Origin of the sequence: Rhodoferax sp. (assembly GCF_028714215.1) — a bacterium.
GTDB lineage: Bacteria > Pseudomonadota > Gammaproteobacteria > Burkholderiales > Burkholderiaceae_C > Rhodoferax.
Genome location: NZ_JAQTMS010000018.1, coordinates 57,233 through 79,571, shown reverse-complemented (window position 1 = coordinate 79,571; position 22,339 = coordinate 57,233). Strand labels below are relative to the sequence as shown.

Genomic DNA, 22,339 nt, shown 5'->3' with positions numbered 1-22,339 from the left:
GGAAATCTGTGTTGCCAGTGCGGTGGACTGCAGTTTTTGGGCCTTGACCTCGCCCGATCCCGAAATGGAAATACTGTCTATCGTGCGCGCGTTGATCGTGATCCGGGTGGTCTTGGTCTTGAACGCAGTGAAGCGTCGCGCCGGCCGGATCTTGAGCTGCCCGTCTTCGACCACCGTCTCGATCAGGGGCGCGATGTTGTCGTCGGTTTCGATCAGCACGCCTTCGGTGTCGCCCTGGACGATTTCAACGCTGGCCGGCAGTTCCAGAGCCAGACCTTTGAAGCCACTCAGCTGGCGCTGGGTTTTGCTCACTTGGCCGGAGCCAAGGACCACCTTGCCCGGCGTCCAATCCCAGGCTAAAGCCGGCAAGCCGGACAGGCTCAAGACGCCCGCGATAGCCAGGGCGGCGATGCTTTTCAAGGGTGAGGAGGAGGTAGGCATGGGGATTCGATTCAGGGTCTCTGGATCAGTTCGATCTTGTAGCCATCCGGGTCGGTGACAAAGGCAATCACCGTGCTGCCGCCCTTGACCGGCCCGGCTTCGCGCGTCACATTGCCGCCGGCCGCCTTGATTTTCTCGCAGGCGCCGTAGACGTCGGGCACACCCAGCGCCAGGTGGCCAAAGGCGGTACCTATCTCGTAGGAGTCGACGCCCCAGTTGTAGGTCAGCTCGATCTCGGCGTGCTCCGGGTTTTTGCCGAAGCCGACAAAGGCCAGCGTGTATTTGTAGTCCGGGTTTTCTGTCTTGCGCAGCAATTGCATGCCCAGCACCTGGGTGTAGAAGTCGATCGAGCGTTGCAGGTCGCCGACGCGCAGCATGGTGTGAAGGAATCTCATGAGCGCGATTGTGACGCAATTTCGAACACCAGGCAGGTGGTGGTGGCGTGGGCATAGAGCGTGCCGTCCGGCCCGATCAGGCGGCCCTCGGCGGTGGCCAATTGCCGCCCGCAGTGAATCACTTTACCCTCGGCGCGCACCCGCGTCACCTTGGGCGTCAGGGCGCGCACGATGTTGACGCTCAGTTCCGCCGTCGTGTAAGCCTGGCCCGCCGCCATGCGGGTGTGCACCGAGCAGCCCAGGGCCGAATCGAGCAGGGTGGCAAACCAGCCGCCATGCACCGTGCCCATCGGGTTGAGGTGGGCCGCGCCGGGCGTGCCTTGAAACACGGCATGGCCATGTCCGATCTCGACAATCGTGAAGTCCAGCGTTTGCGCGATCGGCGGGAAGGGCAGTTCGCCGCGCAGCATCGCCTGCATCAATTCGAGTCCGGTTTTGCCGGCGACCTGATCGGGTCGGGCGACGCCGGCTCCGGCCCCTGTCTCCATCACGGCACGGATCGCATGTTCCTGGGCCAGCCAGGCGTCGAGATGATTGGTTTTGCTCATGTTGCTTCCAGTTCGCTTCTAAAGTTGCATATGCAAATATTGTAGCTACAATGGTTTCATGGATACCAAGCCACTGTCACCACCGTTACTCGCCGCCACCAAGCTGCAGGGCTGCACCAATTTCAAGCTGCGCCAGTTGACGCGGCGCATAAGCCAACACTACGACGCCGAACTGGCTCAGGCCGGGCTGAAGACCACCCAGTATTCGCTGCTGTCGCATGTGCTCAAGCTGGGTCCGATCCGGCCCGGCGATCTGGCGCAGTCCATGAAAATGGACGCCTCCACCTTGACGCGCAATCTCAAACCGCTGCTGGCTGCCGGTTGGGTGGAACTGGCAGCCGGTGTCGATGGCCGCAGCCGCCTGATCAGCGTCACCGAGGCCGGGCGCGAGAAGCGCCAGGATGCGCAGCGGCACTGGAAAGCGGCACAAACCAGCCTGAACCGCCTGCTGGGCACGACGCGCATGCTGGCACTGCACGCCCTGATCGATGAGACCCAGGCGTTGCTGGTGCAAGCCGCAAGCGGGGACCGCGATGAATAGGCCCTAGTCCGGCGCCGGCCGTGTTGGCCATCGCCGCTGTCTTGATCCTTTTGCCGATTCGCGAAGGTCCGGTTCTGCCGTATTGCAGATAAAAAAAAGGGCCGGTCTTGCGACCAGCCCTTAAGGGATCCCTGAACCTGATGGTTTCGAAAGGACCCGAGGAGACAACCGTTAGAAACTAGGTGTTTCTCAAAAATCAAACTTGACTGAAGTATCTCAGGGTTTCCCCTGATTTTATAGAGTCAAAGCACCAAAAATGCGACTTGGCTCAATGTTTCTTCACCCAAAACCACGAATTAGCGCTTTTTGGCGGCCGGCTTGGCGGCGTCAACAGCGGAAGCGGCCACTGCATTGAAGTTGGATTGGGCAACGTCAGTCGCTTGTTTGACAGCTTTCTGCACCGATTCCAGCGCATTGCTGGCAGCGGCTACGGCGCTCTTCATGACCGCAACAGCGGTTTCGGAGCCAGCCGGTGCATTCTTGGCAGCGTTGTCCACCAAACCCATGAATTTCTTCTGCGCGTCGGCGGCCTGGCTTTCAAACGCCTTGCCCAATTCGGCGCTGGAGCCGGAAGCGATGTCGTACAGATGACGGCTGTAGGCCGCAGTTTTCTCGGCCAGAGGCTGGAACAGGCTCGATTGCAGTGCCAGCAACTCTTGTGCGTCTTTTACGCTGAGCAAGGCTTTGGCGTGCTCGCCGGACTCGGCCAAGGCGGCTTTGGAGGCGGTCAGATTGAGTTCGACAATCTTCTCAACGCCTTCAAAGGCTTTCGAAGTCAGACCCAGCAGGGTCTCGACGTTTGCTTTGTTGGAAGCCAGGACTTGTTCGACGGTCAGCATATAAATTTCTCCGATGAGAGTGAGGTAAAAAGGTATCTGCTCCGAAACCCGGCTCTTGCTCGGTTTATGTTGCAGTGCAGCATGGAACGAATTATAGGGTTATCACTAGGCTGCGCAAGTACTATTTGCTGCAATGCAACAAATTAGACCGAAAATTCTAAAAATGGCGAATTTCATCGCATCGAAACAATCCCGGTAGCCAGCTTTTGAAGCTGCGCGGCCGGCCGGCTGAAAGCTCCAATTGCCACACTGGCAAAATCAGGCCCCATGAGCCAAACCAAAGCAGAAAAACCACAGGCCGCGCCGCGCAGCGCCTATAAGGTGTTTCGCCGCATCAGTACACGCTGGATGGACAACGACGCCTACGGTCACGTCAACAACGTGGTCTATTACAGCTGGTTCGATACCGCCGTCAATGCCTACCTGATAGAGCAGGGCGCACTCGATGTGGACCACGGCGAGACCATCGGTCTGGTGATTGAAACCCAGTGCAACTACTTCTCGCCGCTGGCCTTTCCGCAGACGGTGGAGGCCGGTATTCGGGTCGCCCGGCTGGGTTCCAGCAGCGTGCGCTACGAAGTGGGACTGTTTGGCGAAGGCCAGCCACTGACCGCCGCCAAGGGCCACTTCATCCACGTCTATGTGGATAGACAGAGCCGCCGGCCGACCCCCTTGCCTTTGAAACTCAAATCTGTTCTGGAGACTCTTGTATGACGCAAACTGTTTTGGATTCGGCGGTGGTGGATGCCGCAATTACCTCGCGCATGGCGGTGCGCGCATTCAGCTCGGCCCCGGTGGCACGCCAGACCGTGGCCGACTTGCTGCAAGTCGCCAGCCGTGCGCCCTCGGGCACCAACACGCAACCCTGGAAGGTCTACGTGCTGACCGGCGCCAGCCGCGCCGCCCTGGTGCAGAAGGTGTGTGCCGCCCACGACGCCATCCGTGCCGATCCGGCGCTGGCCGCCGACTACCACGAGGAATACGACTACTACCCGGAAAAATGGTTCAGCCCCTACATCGACCGCCGGCGTGAAAACGGCTGGGGCCTGTATGGCCTGCTGGGCATTGGCAAGGCGGACCGGGACAAGATGCATCTGCAGATGCAGCGCAATTTCCGCTTCTTCGACGCGCCGGTCGGTCTGATGTTCACCGTCGACCGTGGCATGGGACGCGGCTCCTTGCTGGACTACGGCACCTTTTTGCAAAACATCATGGTGGCGGCACGCGGCCGCGGCCTGCACACCTGCCCGCAGCAGGCGTGGAACCTTTTCAATCAGATTGTCCTGCCCCACGTCGGTGCCGCTGCCAACGAGATGCTGGTCTGTGGCATGTCGCTGGGTTACGCCGACCAGACCGCGCTCGTCAATACCTTTCACACCCCCCGGGTACCGGTGGAACAATTCACGCAATGGCTGGAGTGATGGTGCTTTTTGACAGAGGTCGATTCGCTGTTGTGCCGAACACGGGTTTACCAAGCCGAGCAAAATGCCTGTCATGCCGGCCCCGGATCAGGTCCGGGGTTTCAACATCCGGCATCCATGGATTGCGGGTCAGGCCCACAATGACAGTCAGGGCCGGCGTTAGAACTCGCTCTTAATGACTTTCATCGCCATCCAGTGCCTCAACGGCCTGAGTTACGCCACCACCTTGTTTCTGATGGCGGCCGGCCTGACGCTGATTTTTGGCGTCACCCGGATCGTCAACTTTGCCCATGGCAGCTTCTTCATGCTGGGTGCGCTGTTCACCGCGCATTGGGTGACCGACTGGTATCCGGCCTGGGGCGAGACGCCGGCCCTGTACGCCGGCGCCATGCTGTTGGGCGCCCTGTGCGCCGGAGCCGCCGGTGCGGTCGCCGAATTTGTCCTGTTGCGGCGACTGTACGGTGTCCCCGAGCTGTACCAACTGGTGGCGACCTTTGGCCTCAGTCTGGCGCTGTCCGATGCCATGCGCTGGGGTTTTGGACCGCAAGAGGTCTTTGCGCCACGCTTTCCGGGTTTGAAGGGCTCCGTGGCCTTGTGGGGCGAGTACTTTCCAGAGTATCAGTTGTTGACCATCGCGCTCGGGCCGCTGGTCTGGCTCGCCTTGCATCTGCTGCTGCACGGCACGCGCTTCGGCCAGCGCTTGCGCGCCGCCACGCAGGACCGCGCCATGCTCGGCGCCCTGGGTGTCAACCCGAAGCCCTTGATGCTGGCCGCCGTGGTGCTGGGCTGCCTGCTGGCCGGCCTGGGTGGCGCCTTGCAGTTGCCGCGCGAACCGGCCAACTTGCAGATGGACCAGAACGTGGTGGTGGAGACTTTCGTGGTGGTGGTGACGGGGGGCCTGGGCAGCATCGCCGGGGCTTTTTTTGCCGCGCTGCTGATCGGGCTGGTGCATGCCCTGGGCATCAGCTTTTTTCCGCAGGCCACGCTGGTGCTGGTGTTCCTGGCGATGGCCGCGGTGCTGGCCTTGCGGCCCACCGGTTTGCTGGGCCGGCCAGTCGCTACCGGGCCGCTGGAAATGGCGCAAAAATTCATCCTGGCCCCGGCTAAGGCGCCTTGGTCGGTCATCACTTTCATGACGCTGGGCCTGGCCATGAGCGGCGTCGGCCTGCTGGGCGGCTACTGGCAGTCGCTGGCCACCGATGGTCTGATTCTGCTGATCTTTGGCATCAGCCTGCAGGCCATGATGGCGCTGGGTGGCTTGGTCAGCTTTGGCCATGCCGCTTTCTTTGCGCTGGGGGCTTACGGGGCGGCGCTGTCGCACAGCAGTTGGGGCTTCTCCTTGCCCGGGGCGCTGGCCGCCGGCTGTGCGCTGGCACTGGCGCTGGCGGCGCTGTTCGGCGCCTTGCTGGTGCGCAGTGCTGGGGTCTATCTGGCCATGCTGTCGCTGGCACTAGCCCAGGTGTTGTGGGCCGTCGCCAGCCAATGGCTGAGCCTGACCGGCGGCGACAACGGCGTCATCGGCCTGAACCTGGTGCCGCAGGACTGGCGCCTGGCCTTTTACTTCGCGCTGCTGGGACTGGCTTTGCTGAGTGTCTGGGCACTGGCGCGCCTGAGCCGCTCCAGCCTGGGCGCGGCCTTGCAGGCGGTGCGCGATGCGCCGTTGCGCGCGGCGGCCAGCGGCCTGCCGGTGAACCGGCTCAAGTACCGGATTTTTGTGCACAGCGCGACCCTGGCGGGTTTGGCCGGCGGCTTGTTTGCGGCGCACAAGGGGGCGGTGTTTCCCTCGGTGGCCAGCGTTTCGACCTCGCTGGATGCCTTGCTGGTGCTGCTGCTGGGCGGCATGCACCAGGGGTGGGGCGTGGTGGCTGGCAGCGCCGTGCTGGTCTGGGCCGGGGCCGAGCTGGGTCGCGGCTTCGACTACTGGCGCGGCGCCCTGGGCTTGTTCGTGATGCTCATCATGGTCGCCTCGCCATCGGGACTGCTGGGTCTGCTCAGAGGGCGGCGGCCATGACGCTGCAAGTGCGCGATCTGCGCCAGCATTTTGGCGGCGTCCAGGCGCTGCGGGGGCTGAGTTTCGAGATCAATGCTGGCGAGTGCGTGGCTTTGATCGGCCCCAATGGCGCCGGCAAGTCGACTGCTTTTGCCTGCATCGCCGGGCAGCAGCGCGCGGCGCGGGGCGAAGTCTGGTGGGCTGGCGCGCGCCTCGACCTTTTGAGTCCGGCGCAGCGGCTGGCGCGCGGTGTGGCGCGTACCTTTCAGGTGGCGCAGACTTTTGAAGCGCTCAGCGTGCTGGAGAACGTGCAATTGCTGCTGCAAGCACCACAGGGTTTGTCGGCGTGGCGGCGGCTTGACCGCGCGCCGCAGGACCGCGCTCGCGTGCTGCTGCAGCGGGTCGGCTTGCTGGCGCTGGCCGATGCCGACGTCTTGAGTCTGCCCTACGGTGCCAAGAAGTTGCTGGAACTGGCACTGGCGCTGGCCGGCCTACCTCCCGCGCCGGCGCAGCGCCTGCTGTTGCTCGATGAACCAGCGGCCGGTCTGTCGGGCGCCGAGCGCTCCGACCTGATGGGACTGGTCAAGTCGCTGGCGCATGAGCAGGCCGGGGCCGGCATGGCCGTGCTCTACAGCGAACACAATATGGACGCCGTCTTTGGCGTGGCGGACCGGGTGCTGGTGCTGATCGACGGTCAACTGGTGGCGCAAGGTACCGCGGGCGAGATTGCGCAAAACGAAACGGTGCGGTCGCGCTACCTGGGGCGAGCCGGCGCGGATGGATCCCGGATCAAGTCCGGGATGACAACTGGCGGGTCCGGGATGACAAGTAGCGGGTCGGGGATGACAAGTAGCGGGTCCGGGATGACGGCTAGCGGGTCCGGGGCGGCAGAGGGCGGGATTGGGGTGAGCGCAGTCACCCCGGCACCCATGCTGTCGGTCCAGAACCTCAAGGTCTGGTACGGCGCGGCGCAAGCGCTGTTCGATGTGTCCTTGCAGGTTGGGGCCGGTGAATTGCTGGTATTGCAGGGACTCAATGGCGCCGGCAAGACCACGCTGCTGCATGCCATCATGGGCCTTGCTGCGCGTGTCACGGGGGCCATAAGCTATCAAGATCAGAGCATCACGACCTGGCCCGCGCATCAGAGAGCACAAGCCGGGATCGGCTTGGTGGCGGAGGACCGGCGTCTGTTTGTGGATTTGAGCGTGCGGGAAAATTTGCGCCTGGCGGCGCGCGGCGATGTGCCGGCCACCGAGGAGTGGGTGCTGGGCTTGTTCCCGGCGCTGAAGACCATGTTGCACCGCCCGGCCGCCCAGATGAGCGGCGGCGAGCAGCAAATGCTGGCCATTGCCCGCACCCTGATGACGCAGCCACGCTTGCTGCTGCTGGACGAACCCTGCGAAGGCATTGCACCGGTGCTGGTGGAAAATATCGTGGCCGCGCTGTTGTTGCTCAAGGCCCAAGGCACAGCGCTGTTGGTGGCCGAGCAAAACAACATTCTGGCTCAGCGTGCGGATCGGGTTATCACGCTGGTGGCAGGGCAACTAAGGATTTAAAGTCGAACCATGATCATTACCAGTCTTCTCGACACCGACCTCTACAAGTTCACCATGATGCAGGCCGTGCTGCACCAGTTTCCGGGGGCCCAGGTCGAGTACAAGTTCAAGTGCCGCAACCCCGGCATCGACCCGGTCAGCGGTCAGGCCAAGCATGCGCTGGCGGCCCATGCGGACGAGATACGCGATGAGATCCGATCCCTGTGCGGCCTGCATTTTCAGGACGCCGAACTGGCTTATCTGCGTTCGCTGCGTTTCATCAAGAGCGACTTCGTCGATTTTCTGGGGCTCTTCAAACTGAACGAAAAATACATCAACGTGACGGCGCTGCCGTCGGGCCAGATCGAGATCGTCATCCGGGGTCCCTGGCTGCACACCATTTTGTTTGAGATCCCGGTGCTGGCGATCGTCAACGAGGTCTACTTCCGGAATGCGCAAAAACTGCCCGATCTGATCGAAGGGCGCAGGCGCCTGGACCTGAAAATAAGCCAGTTGCGCGAGACCGGGCTGAGCGATCTGAAAATTGCCGATTACGGCACGCGCCGGCGCTTTTCCAAAGCCTGGCATGAGGAAGTCTTGCGCGTGCTCTCGAATCGTCTTGGTACCGGCCAGAGTCCGGGCAACGCGGCGGGGATGGCCGGCCAGTTGGCCGGCACCAGCAATGTGCTGTTTGCCATGACGCTGGGTCTCACGCCGCTGGGCACCATGGCGCACGAGTACCTGCAAGCCTGCCAGGCGCTGGGGCCGCGTCTGCGCGATAGCCAGATTTACGCCTTCGAATCATGGGCCAAGGAGTACCGGGGCGACCTCGGCATTGCCCTCAGCGACGTCTATGGCATGAGCGCATTTCTGCGCGATTTCGACCTTTATTTCTGCAAGCTGTTCGACGGCGCCCGCCACGACAGCGGCGACCCTTTCCTGTGGGGCGAGCGCATGCTGGCCCATTACCATCACAACCGGGTCGATCCGCGCACCAAAACCCTGATCTTCAGCGACGCCCTGACGGTGCCGCGCACGATCGAGCTGTACCAGCAGTTCAAGGGCCGCTGCCTGCTGGCTTTTGGCATCGGCACCAACCTGACCAACGACCTCGGCTACGAGCCGCTGCAAAACGTCATCAAGATGGTGCGTTGCAATGGTCAACCGGTCGCCAAACTGAGCGATTCGCCGTCCAAGGACATGTGCGAGGACGACAAATACCTGGCCTATCTGCGCCAGGTTTTTGACATCACGCAACCTTCCTGAGCGGGTATCCTTTGGCACCTCCACGATTCAGAGACAAGAACATGAAACTACTTCGCTGGGTTGCTTTCGCTGCCCTGTTCGCCCTGCCTGGTTGGGCACTGGCCGCGCCCATCGACGGCGTCCGGCTCTCGCCCTTGTGGGGGGTACCGTTTGTCGGCATTCTGCTGTCCATCGCGTTGCTGCCGCTTTTCGCGCCCCTGTTCTGGCATCACCACTTCGGCAAGGTGGCTGCCGCCTGGTCATTGGCCTTCCTGTTGCCGTTTGCCCTTGTGTTCGGTCCGGCGACGGCCGGGGTCAATTTCGCGCATGCGCTGTTCGGGGAATACATCCCCTTCATCGTGCTGCTCACCGCTCTGTATGTGGTGGCGGGTGGCATCTACATTCGCGGTAACCTGCACGGCAGCCCTGGGCTGAATGTTGCAATTCTGGCCATTGGCGCGGTTCTGGGCAGTGTCATGGGTACCACCGGCGCTTCCATGCTGATGGTCAGGCCGCTGATTCGCGCCAACGACAATCGCCGGCACAAAGCCCACGTGGTGGTGTTCTTCATCTTCATCGTTTCCAACGCGGGCGGCTCGCTGACGCCGTTGGGCGATCCGCCGCTGTTCCTGGGTTTCCTGAAAGGCGTGGACTTTTTCTGGACCGTGAGCCACATTTTTCCGGAAACACTTTTTCTGATTGGCTCGTTGTTGGCACTTTTTTATGGGATCGACTGGTGGTATTACCACCGGCGCGAGGAAACTGTGCCGGTCGATCCGACACCCGATGACAAGCGCATCGGCTTCGATGGCGCCGCCAATTTTTGGTTGCTGGGCCTGATCGCTTCACTGGTGCTGTTGAGCGGTCTCTGGAAGTCGTCCGTGGTGTTCACCCTTGCCGGCACCGAAGTCGGGCTGCCGGGTCTGGTGCGTGATATCGGCTTGATTGCCGTGACCTTCATTTCGCTCAGGATCACCGCCAGCCAGGTGCATGAGGACAACCAGTTTTCCTGGGGGCCTATGCAGGAGGTGGCCAAACTGTTTGCCGGGATATTCTTGACCATCATTCCGGTCATCGCCATGCTCAGGGCCGGCGTCAACGGTCCGTTCGGCGCCATCGTCGCGGCCGTGACGCGGCCCGACGGCTGGCCCGATCCGGCGATGTATTTTTGGGCCAGCGGCGCACTGAGTTCTTTCCTTGACAACGCTCCCACCTACCTGGTGTTCTTCAATACCGCCGGTGGCGATCCGGTCCTGCTGATGACCACGCTGGCGCCGACCCTGGCCGCGATTTCAGCCGGCGCCGTGTTCATGGGCGCCAACAGCTATATCGGCAATGCACCGAACCTGATGGTCAAGGCCATCGCCGAGGACCGGGGTGTCAAAATGCCCAGCTTCTTCGCTTATATGGCGTGGTCGGGTGCCATCCTGATTCCGCTATTTATCGTCATGACCTTCATCTGGTTCCGCTAGAGGCTATTGCCATGAATCGACCCCAAATCCTGATCGCCCGCGCCATCTTCCCGGAAATCATTGCCAAGTTGGCGCAGCACTTTGAGGTGACCTCGAACCAGGACGATGTGCTGTGGACGCAGCCGCAAATGATTGAGCAACTGGCGGGCAAACAAGGCGTCTTCACAACTGGTGGCGAGCGCATTGACGCGGCCTTGCTGGCGGCTTGTCCGGCCTTGAAAATCTGCGCCAACATGGCGGTCGGTTACAACAACTTCGACCTCGACGCCATGACCGCGGCCGGTGTGCTGGCCACCAACGCACCGGACGTGCTGACCGAGACCACGGCCGATTTCGGTTTTGCCCTGCTGATGGCCACCGCCCGGCGCATGGCGGAGAGCGAGCACTTTTTGCGCGCCGGTCTGTGGACGCGCTGGCGCTACGACCTGTTTGCCGGCGGCGATATTCACGGCGCCACGCTGGGCATTCTGGGCATGGGGCGGATCGGCCAGGGCATTGCAAAACGCGGTGCCCACGGTTTCGGCATGAAGGTGATTTACCACAACCGCTCGCGTCTTGACGCCGCCACCGAAAGCGCCTGTCAGGCGTCTTACGTCAGCAAGGAAGAGCTGCTCAAAACAGCCGATCACCTGGTGCTGGTGCTGCCGTACTCGGCGCAGTCGCACCATGCCATTGGCGCGGCCGAGCTGGCGCGGATGAAACCCGGCGCCACGCTGGTCAACATTGCGCGCGGTGGCATTGTGGACGATGCGGCGCTGGCAACCGCGTTGCGCGATGGGGTCATCGCCGCTGCCGGCCTGGACGTCTTTGAAGGCGAGCCCAAGGTGCATCCGGAGTTGTTGACCCTGCCCAATGTGGTGCTGACCCCGCACATCGCCAGCGCCACGCTGCCGACGCGGCTGGCCATGGCCAATCTGGCGGCGGACAACTTGATCGGGTATTTGATCGGCAACAGACCACTAACTCCGCTCAACGCAGTAGGGCGAAGCTAGCTTCCAAAAGATCAGCTTTTGTGAATGTTGATGAATGGCCCCCATGACGGTTCTCGTATGTCGCCAGAGTTGCCAGTAAGCTTTGCCCTTGTTGCCCCGTCCAGGGTAGTGGTCATCAAGGCGTGGCGCCCGTCAAGTTCCGTTGCGTAGATGATCTGTTTGCCATTGGGCGAAAAGCTGGGGTGTTCGTCGGCCAAAGTAGCGGTAATGGCATTCACTTTTCCAGTTGAAAAATCCAAGACGTACAGCTTGAATGATCCATTTACCCGAGACACATAAGCCATCCAGCGGGCATCCGCGCTGATTGTCGGCGAAATGTTGTAGTTACCTTCAAAGGTAATGCGTTCCGCGATCCCGGTCTGAATGGGCATGCAGTAGATTTGTGGCGAACCGTCCCTGTCGCTGACGAAATACAAACTCGACCCATCCGGTGAAAACACCGGTTCGGTATCAATGCTGCTTGATTTTGTCAAACGCCTGGGTTGACCATTGCCGACAGTGTCCAGCAGGTAAATCTGTGACTCACCATCCTGCGTCAAGGTCACCGCCAAACTTCTTCCGTCCGGCGACCAGGCCGGTGCGCTATTCGAGCCCCGAAAGTTTGCCAGCAGGCGGCGTCGGCCGGTTGATACCTCGTGCGTATAGACCACGGGTTTGCGCGACTCAAACGAGACGTAGGCAACGTGGGTCCCGTCCGGTGACCATGCCGGTGAAATGATAGAGGAGGGGCTGGTGAGGGCTGATTGACTGTTTTCGCCATCGGCGTCAGCTATCCAAAGGTTGTAGACATTGTTTTGCTTGGTGACATAGGCGATGCGTGTGGCGAATATGCCCTTGTTTTGAGTCAGCGCTTCAAAAACAAAATCGGCGACGCGATGGGACGCCAATCTCAAATCGGCCTCGGTGACCTCATAACTTTGCCCGCCCATATCTTGCCCCTCGGGGACATCCCATAGCCGAAATCGAACGGCATAGCGTCCATTTCGAGTTTTGACTACGCTGCCGGCAACCAATGCGTCCGCGCCGCTTTGTCTCCAACTTGAAAAATCTGGCCGGGTGGACTCGTCGAAGTCCTTCTCTTGTGTTTCAATCCCCCGAAATTGTCCACTTCTTTCCAGGTCGGCACGCACGATGGCGGAGATTTTTTGCGGTGATTGGTGTTCCCCTCGAAACTGCACTATCGCAATGGGGAGTTGAGAGAGTCCAATACCTGAAACTTCAACTCGAAACTGTGCCATCACCGGTACCGTCGGCAGTGCGAGCAAGGTCGCAAGTATCTGTCGCCGGGTATAACGTTTTGGGAACGATGCACTCAAGAATTCTTCCTCTCTACGCCTTGTAACGTCAAGGTTCTGTTTCTAATCGCGCTTATTTGCGATTGCCTTTGTCCTCGCCTGCGACAGTCTCTGGCATATGCCCTGGGGTAAGTCATTGACCCCAGCCGACATCGAAGCCAAGACTTCTTGTATGAATCGCTCTGGACGCTGCGATACCTTGGCCTCGCCGGCCGACGCATAGCTCCCAGATGGGGCGGCTGAGGAACATCTTTCTTGCTGATGCGCAATAGGCAAAACGCTGCTATCGCCTTGCAGCAGGAACTTCATTTCGGTGATCCCTGTGGCTTGACTAATGGTGATCACTTTGGTGTTCGACCCGACAAGTTGAGCAATTCAATGGCCGCCAAAACCGGGCATTCTCAACGGTCTGGATCTGACTCTTGGAGGATTTCCGAAGTTCTGGACCGAATGCAAATTTGGACGGACAGCGTAAGTTCTGGGCTCCCTAGTCAGCACATACAAATAGACGCTAGCGCAAATATCGAACAACGTGGCGACGACGAGCACAGCGTAAAGGAAACGTTTCATGGCGTCCTATCCTTGCGTGGTCAGCCTGAAGCACCTATCAGGCTTGAACCAGCGTGTTCCCGATTTTCTCAGTATCATTTGTGCAAATGTATCTTTCTATTTGAGTTGGTTCTGGTGTCGAGTGCCTGTTTTCAGCAAATCCATTCACTTGTTAAATACATTGTAGCAAATGTATAATTCACTCGGATGCAGGCCATTTCGCAGTTTGCGTGGTCACATCGGAAGCCCTTCCACTTCACCTTGAGATACTGGAGTCAACCTGTGAAAATCGTCAAAAACCTGTCAATTCTCTGCGCCAGTGTCGTGTTGCTTGCCGCCTGCAGCAGCACACCTGTCGCCCCTGTAACACCGCCCCCACCCCCGGTTGTTCAAGCCCCCGCGGTCCAACCCAGTCCAGCCAGCCCGGCACCGGCCGCTGAATCGAAAGTGCAATCGGTGGTGATACCGCCCTATTTGGACCCGAAGAACCCTCTGTCGACAGACAGAAGCGTGTACTTTGACTACGACATCTTCTCGATCAAACCGGAGTTCAACCAACTGCTGGAACGGCATGGCAAGTTCCTGGCGGTTAACCCCCAACTGTCTATCCGGGTTGAAGGCAATGCCGACGAGCGCGGGAGCGCCGAATACAACTTGGCGCTCGGTCAAAAGCGTGCTGAATCCGTGGTCCGTGCGCTAAAAGTCTATGGCGTGAAAGACGCGCAATTGGAAGCCGTCAGCTGGGGCAAAGAGAAACCCAAAGCCGCTGGTCATGATGAGGCCGCGTGGGCGCAAAATCGTCGTGTGGACCTCGGTTACCCCAACAAGTAACACGCTGAATGCGCAATCGGGCAGCGACCATTTGTGCAAATAGGCTGAACTGAAAGCTTCATCGGCTCACCGGAGACCCGTACTGAGGCACGGGTTTACCACCGCTGGGATCGAAATGGGTACACAAACACCATGAGGACTTCATGAAGTATTCGTCAAAGCGGTTCGTTGTTGTCTTTCTCTTGGTTGGCCTCGGCGGTGCCGAATACCTGTGGCTGCAATATGGACAGCGCGCAGTACCGGTACCCACAGTGAAGCCGGCGCCGATAGCCGCACTGCCGTCAGCTGTCGAAGCGGCTGCTCCAGCCAAGCCGGTGATCCATCATCCGGTTGAAGCGCTTCAATCATCGGTCGCGGGGCCAGTGACGCTGCCGACACTCGGCAATTCGGACGGCTTCGCGAAAAATGCCTTGATCGACTTGCTAGGTCGAAAGGCAGTACTCTCGTTCCTGGCGGTCGATGATTTTGTGCGCCACGTCGTGGTCACTGTTGACAACCTGGCCCGGGGACAGGCGGCGTCGCGTCTGTGGCCGGTGCTGCCCACGCCCGGGCGCACCTTGGTCGTCGAGCGTGGCGACGGCACCTATCTGGCCGATGGCAATGCCGAGCGCTACACGCCGTTCATCCGATTCGGGACGTCGGTCGATACGGCGAAGGCCACTGCGCTGTACCTGCGGCTGTATCCGCTGTTCCAGCAGGCCTACGAAGAACTGGGCTATCCAGGCAAATACTTCAACGATCGACTGGTCGAAGTGATTGACCAACTTCTGGAAACGCCCGAACTGACAGGGCCTGTCAAGTTGACCTTGACCGATGTTCACGGATCGATCCCGATAACCCGGCCCTGGCTCAGATACGAATTCGCGGACCCTTCTCTGGAATCCCGCCCCGCCGGCCAAAAGATTCTTCTTCGCATGGGCAGTGCAAACGCGCGGATGATCAAAGCCAAGCTGGCGGAGTTTCGTGAGCGCATTACAACTCGCGGCGCCGACCGATAGAGCCGGAATATGACAGCGCGGTGGGCCGTTGCCCGTTTTCCGCACTCCACTCATTGAACCGGAAAAGCAATTGTCATGCGTCAGTTCCGGCAAATTCCCATTTGAGCAAATATAATAGGATTGCTTACCTGAACTCGAGATTAGGGTTGGCGAGACGGAACGAGTTTGGAGCCCTTCGGGGCTCCTTTTTTTTGCGCGTCACGCAATGGCAAACGTAAAAGTTGTAGCCGGGCCAAGGTTGAATAGAGCGGTGCACTGATCAAGCGGGAAATTACACTTGCCAGCATGGCGCTGGTCATCAAGCTCAATACCAGCGCATGCCCATCCACCATTTCCATCACGATGATGAAGGCAGTCAGCGGCGCTTGCGTCACGGCGGCCAGAAAACCAGCCATGCCCAGAGCAATCAGGGTGGGCGCGTTGGCCTGGGAGGTGAGTTGGGCAATGTCATTGCCCAAAGCGCCACCGATGGCAAGCGAGGGCGCGAAAATCCCCGCCGGTACCCCCGACCATGTGGTTAGCCAGGTTGCAATGAACTTGAACAAAACGAAGAGCGAAACCGTTTCGCCTTTGTTGTCCAGCATCGCGCGGGTGTGGGCATAACCGCTGCCATAGGTTTCGCCTTGGCTGACCAGCCCGAGAATCGCCACCGCCAAGCCGCAGGCGGCAGCAAACTTGACCGGGGAATTGCGCCGATAGGCGCTGAACCAGTCAAGTGAACGACCGGCCAGCGAAACAATCAGCAGGCGCGAGAAAAGTCCACCGGCAATGCCGCTGCAAATGACGACCAGCAGACCAGGCAAAATGAGCGCGCTGCCGAATTGCTCAATCCTGATGACGCCGAAATAACTGGCGTTGCCATAGACGGATACCGCCATCATCCCGCCCATGACAATCGCCGCCAATATCAATCCATTGCTCCGTTGCTCGGGATTTTTCGCCAACTCTTCGATGGCAAACATCACGCCACCCAGTGGCGTATTGAACGCGGCGGCGATTCCGGCGGCACCACCGGCAATCAACAGGCTGTGCGCCGAAACTTGAGATCGCTTGGGGATCCAGCGCCGAGCCTGGTGCATGACCCCGGCGGCAATCTGAACGGACGGACCTTCCCGCCCCAGCGACAAACCGGCCAGCAGACCCCAAGCCGTTAATGCCACCTTGGCCACGGATAGCCGCACGGATACGAACATACTTCTTGCCGGTCCCTGCGCATCGGGCTCGAGTGCCGCCATCACCTGCGGTATGCCCGATCCAGCGGCCCCGGGGGCGAAACGCAAGGTGAGCCAGACAATGGCCGCAGTCGAAACCGGTGTCCAAAGCAAGGGTGCCCACCAGTGACTTCTTTGCACGGAAAAAAACTGCGCCAACGCGTGCTCGGTAAGCCAGGTGAACGCAACAACCGTGATGCCGGCAAGCGCCGCAAAGGCGATCACCATGGCGCGACCAGTCCACAATTGCCAGTCATAGAGCTCTTGTTTGAGCGCAGACATAACGTGAGGTTCCGACCGCATTTGTGACTTTCTTGTTGGTACCGAAATCGCGTGAATTGAGTGGTCAAAGACAAGCTATGCATTGTAACAAATGTATTGTGTAAAATAGGCCAAGCGTTGCAGGATGAGCAAGTAGGCGTATTCCGGTTAAGTCACTGCCGTTACCTCAAATCAACCTATCATCACGGTTTATCTGCTTCCAGACGACGCCTCCATGAAACCAGACACCTCCAAAACAACAGAGCCCATCACGCCAGCGAAAGTACTGCGCAGATTTCGCGTGGTCTTCAATGCGGTGCGAACCCATTTCCGTCAAATCGAAAAACAGGTTGGACTGGGCGGTGCACAGGTCTGGGCACTCAGCCTGATCAAGGAAAATCCCGGCATCGGGATGGGTGCTATCGCATCAAATATGGATATTCATCAGTCCACCGCCAGTAACTTGATCAAAATACTTTTGCAGAAAGAGTTGATCACGATGGCCAAGGCGCCAGACGACAGGCGCAACGTCCGGCTGAAAATTTTGCCGGCCGGGAGGAAGCTTTTGACCAAGGTGTCGGGTCCATTCGAGGGTGTTTTGCCGGCCGCTCTCAGCAACTTGAGTGCTGCGACTCTGATCCGAATGGACCGGGATTTGTGCGAGTTGATCGGTCTTCTCAAGGTCGATGAAACAGCCGAAGAAACACCGTTGGCGGAAATCTGAAACCACCGATCGCCACTCACTTGCCGGCCTGGGACGATCAATCGAAAGCGCTGGCATGCAAACGCCGACCATGGTGATCGAAGTGAGCAGCAGAGGCCTGTTTAGTTAGTTAGCCGCCTCAAACATGGACGAAGATACGTTCATGATACATTGGCACAAATGTATATGGAAGATAATTTCCACGCGGAAGTGAATGCGCCGCTTCTTTCAGCTGGTACAGATGAATTGTTTGAAGTTGGAATCTTGGTGTCGATTTACTCGGAGACGGGAAATACATGAGATTGTCTTTGCGCTTCGTTCTGCCCCTGCTACTGGTGCTGGCGGGCATTGCCTACGCAGTAGCCCCTTTGGTCGACCGATTGACTTTAAGCTGGTTCGTGCGCGATCTTGAGATTCGTTCCTCGCTGATTGCCAACACCATCCAGGATCCTTTGCAAGAACAGCTGGCAGCCGGCAAGAAGGCCAAGATCCAGGAATTCTTCAACCGCATCACCCAGGGTGAGCGGCTCTATGCGGTCGGCTACTGCGCATCGCCGACCAGCACCGCCCTGGCCAGCCGCTCGCTACCGGCCGAGATTCGTTGTACCGTGCTGGACCGCTGGGAACAGCCCGGCGACCATTTGTTGCAAAGCACTCAAGGCCCCCTGCATGTGGCGGTGAAGCCGATGGTCAGCGAGGCGGCACCGGGCGGCCGCCTGGTGCTGGTGCACGACATGAGTTTCATCACCCGCCGCAGCGAGGAGACCAAGCGCTACGTCTTCTATTTCTTCATGGCGCTGGCGGCCGCGGTCTCGCTCATCACGGTCATCATTGCCCAGCTTTCGTGGCGCGGCTGGATGGCCGGCATGCGCTCCCTGTTGCGCGGCGAAGGTCTGTTGCGCCAGCCTGAGTTCGACACCCAACCCGACCTGCCTGGGTTCAAGCCCATTGCCCGTGATCTGCAGCGACTGGTGCGCGAGCTGGAGGCCGAGACGCGCACGCGCGACGAGAGCCAGGTCACCTGGACGCCGGAGGCCTTGCGCACCATCCTGCACAGCGAACTCAGTGGCGAAGACGTGATTGTCGTATCGAATCGCGAACCTTACATCCACCAGCGCCGCGGCGAACGCGTCGAGGTGACGCGACCGGCCAGCGGGCTGGTCACTGCGCTGGAACCCATCATGCGCGCCTGCTCGGGTACCTGGATCGCCCACGGCAGCGGCTCGGCCGACCGCGAGGTGGTTGACAAGAACGACCGCGTCGGCGTGCCGCCGGAAAAGCCCGCCTACCAGCTGCGCCGCGTCTGGCTCAGCCCCGAGGAGGAAGCCGGCTACTACTACGGCTTCGCCAACGAGGGGCTGTGGCCCTTGTGCCATATTGCCCATGTGCGGCCGACCTTCCGGTCGAGCGACTGGGCCCAGTACGTGGCAGTCAACCGCAAGTTCGCCAGGGCGGTGGTAAGCGAGGCCAAGACCAAGGACCCCATCGTCCTGGTGCAGGACTACCACTTGGCGTTGTTGCCGAAGATGGTCCGCGAGGAATTGCCGGATGCCACCATCATCACCTTCTGGCACATCCCCTGGCCCAACCCCGAATCCTTTGCGATCTGCCCCTGGCGCGAAGAGGTATTGGCCGGCCTTCTGGGCAGCAGCATACTGGGCTTTCATACCCAGTTTCACTGCAACAACTTTGTCGATACGGTGGACCGGTTTCTGGAAGCGCGGGTGGACCGGGAGTCCTTCAACGTATCCTTTGGGGCAAAGCTCACCGCCGTGCGCCGTTACCCGATTTCGATTGCCTGGCCGCCGGAGGCGGAAATGCTGCAAAAGAGTGTGCCGGACTGTCGCAACGCCATCCGTCAACTGAACGACTTGCCGCCGGAACACAAGTTGGGCGTCGGCGTCGACCGCCTGGACTACACCAAGGGTATTGTGGAACGCCTGCGCGCCATTGAGCGTCTGCTGGAGCTGAACCCGGACTGGATCGGCCGCTTCACTTTTGTCCAGATCGCCGCGCCGACGCGCTCGGGCATCGACGAATACCAGCATCACGAGGCGCAGGTACGAACCATGGCCGCGCGCATCAACACCCGCTTTGCGCGCCAGGGGCCACCGCCCATCGTGCTCAAGATCGAACATCACGAGCCGCGCGCGGTGTATGAATATTTTCGCGCCGCCGACCTGTGCTTCGTCAGCAGCCTGCACGACGGCATGAACCTGGTGGCCAAGGAATTTGTCGCCGCCCGTGACGACGAGCGTGGCGTGCTGATCCTCTCTGAGTTCACCGGTGCCGCGCGGGAATTGCCGGAAGCGCTGATCGTCAATCCCTACGATGCCGACCAGTGCGCCGCCGCCCTGCACATGGCCTTGACCATGCCGGCCACCGAGCAGCGCGACCGCATGCGCTTGATGCGCGGCCTGGTGGCCGAGTTCAACGTCTTTCGCTGGGCCGGGCGCATGCTGCTGGATGCCGCCGCCATGCGTCGGCGGGATCGACTGACCGACAAACGAGATACCTCGACCTTATGAAGAGGAAGATTTCGCGTTCCCCCTTGCCGCCCCCGGCCAGCTTGGGATGGGCCTATTTTCTTGATGTGGACGGCACCTTGATCCACATCGCAGATACGCCGCAGGCGGTCCTGGTGGACCGGACCCTGCTCGATCTGATTGCAGGTCTGCATCGCGCCAGCGGCGGCGCCCTGGCCCTGATCAGTGGCCGCATGATTTCCGATTTGCAGCATTTGATTGGGCTGCCGCGGCTGCCGCTGGCGGGACTGCACGGACTGGAACGGCGCGATAGCCTCGGGCGTTTGTGGATTCATTCCACCCTGCCGGCCGCCAAGTGCGCGATCAAGGAGGCTCTGGCACCGGTTCTGGCGCGCCACCCGGGCCTGTTGCTGGAAGACAAGGGTCTGACGCTGGCGCTGCATTATCGACTGGCCCCCAAACTGGCGGCTTACGTGCATCGGTTGATGGACCGTTTGCTCAAGTCGCAGGGGCAAGGCCTGGAACTGCAGCGCGGCAAGCGCGTGGTGGAGATCAAGCCGGCCGGTATCGACAAGGGTACGGCGGTGGCCGAATACCTGATGGAATCGCCCTTCAAGGGGCGCCGTCCGGTTTTCATCGGCGACGACCTCAACGACGAGCACGCATTCGCCGAGGTCAACCGGCTGGACGGGGTTTCGATCAAGGTCGGCAAGGGGGTGAGCTGCGCGCGCTTTCGCCTGCCCGATGTCGTCGCCGTCCACCGCTGGCTGGGTGAGGCCCTGAAAGGCAGTCTATGAAAACGCTCGATCTGGCCCTGATCGGCAATTGCACCGTCGGTGCCTTGGTCGATGCGAGGGCGAATATCACTTGGGCCTGTTTTCCCCGTTTTGATGGCGATCCGGTGTTCTGCGCCTTGCTCAAGGACTCGGATGACTACGGATTCTTCTCGGTTGATTTACTCGATTGCGAACGGACCGAGCAGGCGTATCTGGAAAACACGGCCATTCTGGTCACGCGCCTTTACGATCGTCATGGCGGCGCCGTCGAGGTGACTGACTTTGCGCCGCGCTTTGGTCAGCATGGACGCCGGTTTCGGCCCATGATGCTGGTGCGCCGCATCCAGCGACTGGCCGGAAGTCCACGGTTGACACTGCGTTTGCGCCCGGCCTGCGGCGACGGCGCAAGTCGTCCCGCGCTGACCTGGGGCAGCAACCATATCCGCTACGTGGCACCCATGCTCACGCTCCGGCTGACCACCGACGCCTCGCTGACCGCGATCATGCAGGAAACACCGTTCTTTCTTGAGGACACCGTGACCCTGCTGCTGGGCGCCGACGAAACGGTGCACGAGGCCGCCAGCGAGGTCGGGCGCCGCTTTCTGGAAGAAACCACCCGGTACTGGCGCGAGTGGGTGCGCAATCTGGGCATCCCCTTTGAGTGGCAGGAAGCCGTCATTCGGGCGGCCATCACGCTCAAGCTCAACGCCTACGACGACACCGGCGCCATCGTCGCCGCCATGACAACCTCGATCCCCGAAGCGGCGGGCAGCAGCCGCAACTGGGACTACCGGTACTGCTGGCTGCGCGACGGCTACTTTGTGATCAATGCCCTGAATCAGCTTGGCGCCACCCGCACCATGGAGCGCTATCTTGGTTACATCCTCAACATTGCTGCCCGGGCCGAGGGCGGCCCGCTGCAACCGGTTTACGGCATTGATGGTCGCGCTGAACTGGACGAACGCGAAGTAGCGGCGCTTGCGGGTTATCGTGGCATGGGGCCGGTGCGCATGGGCAATTTGGCCTATCGGCAAGTACAGCATGACGTTTATGGTTCGGTCATCCTCGCCGCCGCCCGCGTGTTTTTCGATCGACGCCTGACGCGCCATGGCGACAGCGCGCTGTTCCGCCGCCTCGAATCGCTGGGCGAGCAAGCCAGACGTTGCCATGACCAACCGGATGCGGGCCTGTGGGAATTGCGCGGCAGCGCGCATGTGCACACCTTCTCAGCCGTGATGTGCTGGGTGGCTTGCGACCGCCTGGCCCGCATCGCGACGCAACTGGGGCTGGCCGAGCGCGCCAGTTACTGGCTGGATCAGTCGCGCCAGATTCACGAAACCATCAGCCGGCGCGCCTGGAGCGAAAAGCGTGGCGCCTTTGTTGCGACCTTCGAGGGCGAAGCCATGGATGCGAGCCTGTTGCTGCTGGCCGAGCTGGGTTTTCTGGACGCCAGCGACCCGCGTTTTGCCGCTACCGTCGCTGCCGTGGAAAAGGACTTGCGCCGAGGGGATTTCATTTTCCGCTATGTGGAGAAGGACGACTTCGGCGAACCGGAGAATGCTTTTATCGTCTGCACTTTCTGGTACGTCAATGCCCTGGCCACACTGGATCGTGGCGCCGAGGCGCGTGCGCTTTTTGAAAAATTGTTAGCTTGCCGCAACCCGCATGGCTTGCTGGCGGAACACATCGATTTGTGCAGTGGCGAACAGTGGGGTAACTTCGTGCAGACCTACAGCATGGTGGGATTGATCAACGCCGCCATCCGACTGTCGATTCGCTGGGATCAGGCTTTCTGACACCTGTGAAAGCC

Annotated in this window: 21 protein-coding genes; 14 read left to right on the top strand and 7 right to left on the bottom strand. The window is 60.4% G+C overall.

Annotated elements, in window-relative coordinates:
* The 3 genes from PHS32_RS10415 to PHS32_RS10405 all read right to left on the bottom strand — a co-directional run.
* Window positions 1-441, bottom strand: a 441-nt coding sequence (locus PHS32_RS10415; protein WP_301078886.1) for a DUF2807 domain-containing protein, incomplete at its 3' end; no start/stop codon positions are given.
* An 11-nt stretch (window positions 442-452) separates the two neighbouring features.
* Entirely contained in the window at window positions 453-836 is a 384-nt protein-coding gene (gene gloA, locus PHS32_RS10410) for a lactoylglutathione lyase (RefSeq protein WP_301078885.1), read from the bottom strand.
* Window positions 833-1,384: a PaaI family thioesterase gene (locus PHS32_RS10405; RefSeq protein ID WP_301078884.1), complete on the bottom strand. Its 552-nt coding sequence runs from the start codon at window positions 1,382-1,384 to the stop codon at window positions 833-835. Before PHS32_RS10405 ends, gloA begins: the two co-directional genes overlap by 4 nt.
* Window positions 1,385-1,442: 58 nt before the next feature.
* Here PHS32_RS10405 and PHS32_RS10400 point away from each other — a divergent pair, with 58 nt between their 5' ends.
* Entirely contained in the window at window positions 1,443-1,925 is a 483-nt protein-coding gene (locus tag PHS32_RS10400; protein ID WP_301078883.1) for a MarR family winged helix-turn-helix transcriptional regulator, read from the top strand.
* Window positions 1,926-2,221: 296 nt separating this feature from the next.
* On the opposite strand, the gene PHS32_RS10395 is transcribed toward PHS32_RS10400, so the two are convergent.
* The gene (locus PHS32_RS10395; RefSeq protein WP_301078882.1) at window positions 2,222-2,764 is read right to left on the bottom strand and encodes a phasin family protein; all 543 of its coding nucleotides are present in this window, start codon (window positions 2,762-2,764) and stop codon (window positions 2,222-2,224) included.
* A 267-nt stretch (window positions 2,765-3,031) separates the two neighbouring features.
* Here PHS32_RS10395 and PHS32_RS10390 point away from each other — a divergent pair, with 267 nt between their 5' ends.
* The 7 genes from PHS32_RS10390 to PHS32_RS10360 all read left to right on the top strand — a co-directional run bounded on the left by PHS32_RS10390 (window position 3,032) and on the right by PHS32_RS10360 (window position 11,419).
* Window positions 3,032-3,478, top strand: coding sequence for a thioesterase family protein (locus PHS32_RS10390; protein ID WP_301078881.1), 447 nt, complete (start codon window positions 3,032-3,034; stop codon window positions 3,476-3,478).
* Window positions 3,475-4,185, top strand: coding sequence for a nitroreductase (locus PHS32_RS10385; protein ID WP_301078880.1), 711 nt, complete (start codon window positions 3,475-3,477; stop codon window positions 4,183-4,185). Before PHS32_RS10390 ends, PHS32_RS10385 begins: the two co-directional genes overlap by 4 nt.
* 175 nt (window positions 4,186-4,360) lie before the next feature.
* Entirely contained in the window at window positions 4,361-6,196 is a 1,836-nt protein-coding gene (locus tag PHS32_RS10380; protein WP_301078879.1) for an ABC transporter permease, read from the top strand.
* Window positions 6,193-7,731: an ATP-binding cassette domain-containing protein gene (locus PHS32_RS10375; RefSeq protein ID WP_301078878.1), complete on the top strand. Its 1,539-nt coding sequence runs from the start codon at window positions 6,193-6,195 to the stop codon at window positions 7,729-7,731. Before PHS32_RS10380 ends, PHS32_RS10375 begins: the two co-directional genes overlap by 4 nt.
* Window positions 7,732-7,740: 9 nt before the next feature.
* Window positions 7,741-8,976, top strand: a complete 1,236-nt coding sequence (gene pncB, locus PHS32_RS10370; RefSeq protein ID WP_301078877.1) for a nicotinate phosphoribosyltransferase — start codon at window positions 7,741-7,743, stop codon at window positions 8,974-8,976.
* A 41-nt stretch (window positions 8,977-9,017) separates the two neighbouring features.
* A complete protein-coding gene (locus tag PHS32_RS10365) occupies window positions 9,018-10,427 on the top strand; it encodes a sodium:proton antiporter (protein ID WP_301078876.1) in 1,410 nt (469 codons plus the stop codon).
* Window positions 10,428-10,438: 11 nt separating this feature from the next.
* The gene (locus tag PHS32_RS10360) at window positions 10,439-11,419 is read left to right on the top strand and encodes a D-glycerate dehydrogenase (RefSeq protein WP_301078875.1); all 981 of its coding nucleotides are present in this window, start codon (window positions 10,439-10,441) and stop codon (window positions 11,417-11,419) included.
* A gap of 11 nt (window positions 11,420-11,430) precedes the next feature.
* Here the strand turns inward: PHS32_RS10360 and tolB are convergent, their stop codons facing one another.
* Together tolB and PHS32_RS24230 are read right to left on the bottom strand one after the other, a co-directional pair.
* On the bottom strand, window positions 11,431-12,657 hold the full coding sequence (tolB, locus tag PHS32_RS10355) for a Tol-Pal system beta propeller repeat protein TolB (RefSeq protein ID WP_301078889.1): 1,227 nt from the start codon (window positions 12,655-12,657) through the stop codon (window positions 11,431-11,433).
* Between the two features lie 120 nt (window positions 12,658-12,777).
* Entirely contained in the window at window positions 12,778-13,023 is a 246-nt protein-coding gene (locus tag PHS32_RS24230) for a DUF3619 family protein (RefSeq protein ID WP_366143473.1), read from the bottom strand.
* Between the two features lie 522 nt (window positions 13,024-13,545).
* Between PHS32_RS24230 and pal the strand changes: the two genes are divergently transcribed.
* Together pal and PHS32_RS10345 are read left to right on the top strand one after the other, a co-directional pair.
* The gene (pal, locus tag PHS32_RS10350) at window positions 13,546-14,094 is read left to right on the top strand and encodes a peptidoglycan-associated lipoprotein Pal (protein ID WP_301078874.1); all 549 of its coding nucleotides are present in this window, start codon (window positions 13,546-13,548) and stop codon (window positions 14,092-14,094) included.
* A gap of 143 nt (window positions 14,095-14,237) precedes the next feature.
* Window positions 14,238-15,092, top strand: coding sequence for a DUF3014 domain-containing protein (locus PHS32_RS10345; RefSeq protein ID WP_301078873.1), 855 nt, complete (start codon window positions 14,238-14,240; stop codon window positions 15,090-15,092).
* Window positions 15,093-15,232: 140 nt separating this feature from the next.
* Here the strand turns inward: PHS32_RS10345 and PHS32_RS10340 are convergent, their stop codons facing one another.
* Complete coding sequence (locus PHS32_RS10340; RefSeq protein WP_301078872.1) at window positions 15,233-16,585, bottom strand: chloride channel protein; 1,353 nt, start codon at window positions 16,583-16,585, stop codon at window positions 15,233-15,235.
* 214 nt (window positions 16,586-16,799) lie between these two features.
* Between PHS32_RS10340 and PHS32_RS10335 the strand changes: the two genes are divergently transcribed.
* The 4 genes from PHS32_RS10335 to PHS32_RS10320 all read left to right on the top strand — a co-directional run bounded on the left by PHS32_RS10335 (window position 16,800) and on the right by PHS32_RS10320 (window position 22,325).
* Window positions 16,800-17,288, top strand: coding sequence for a MarR family winged helix-turn-helix transcriptional regulator (locus PHS32_RS10335; RefSeq protein ID WP_301078871.1), 489 nt, complete (start codon window positions 16,800-16,802; stop codon window positions 17,286-17,288).
* Between the two features lie 275 nt (window positions 17,289-17,563).
* Complete coding sequence (locus tag PHS32_RS10330) at window positions 17,564-19,795, top strand: trehalose-6-phosphate synthase (protein ID WP_301078870.1); 2,232 nt, start codon at window positions 17,564-17,566, stop codon at window positions 19,793-19,795.
* Window positions 19,792-20,550 carry a trehalose-phosphatase gene (otsB, locus tag PHS32_RS10325; RefSeq protein WP_301078869.1) on the top strand — a complete coding sequence of 253 codons (759 nt, stop codon included), beginning with the start codon at window positions 19,792-19,794 and terminating at the stop codon, window positions 20,548-20,550. The genes PHS32_RS10330 and otsB overlap by 4 nt, the downstream gene beginning before the upstream one ends.
* Window positions 20,547-22,325 carry a glycoside hydrolase family 15 protein gene (locus PHS32_RS10320; RefSeq protein ID WP_301078868.1) on the top strand — a complete coding sequence of 593 codons (1,779 nt, stop codon included), beginning with the start codon at window positions 20,547-20,549 and terminating at the stop codon, window positions 22,323-22,325. Before otsB ends, PHS32_RS10320 begins: the two co-directional genes overlap by 4 nt.
* The last annotated feature ends 14 nt before the right edge of the window (window positions 22,326-22,339 follow it).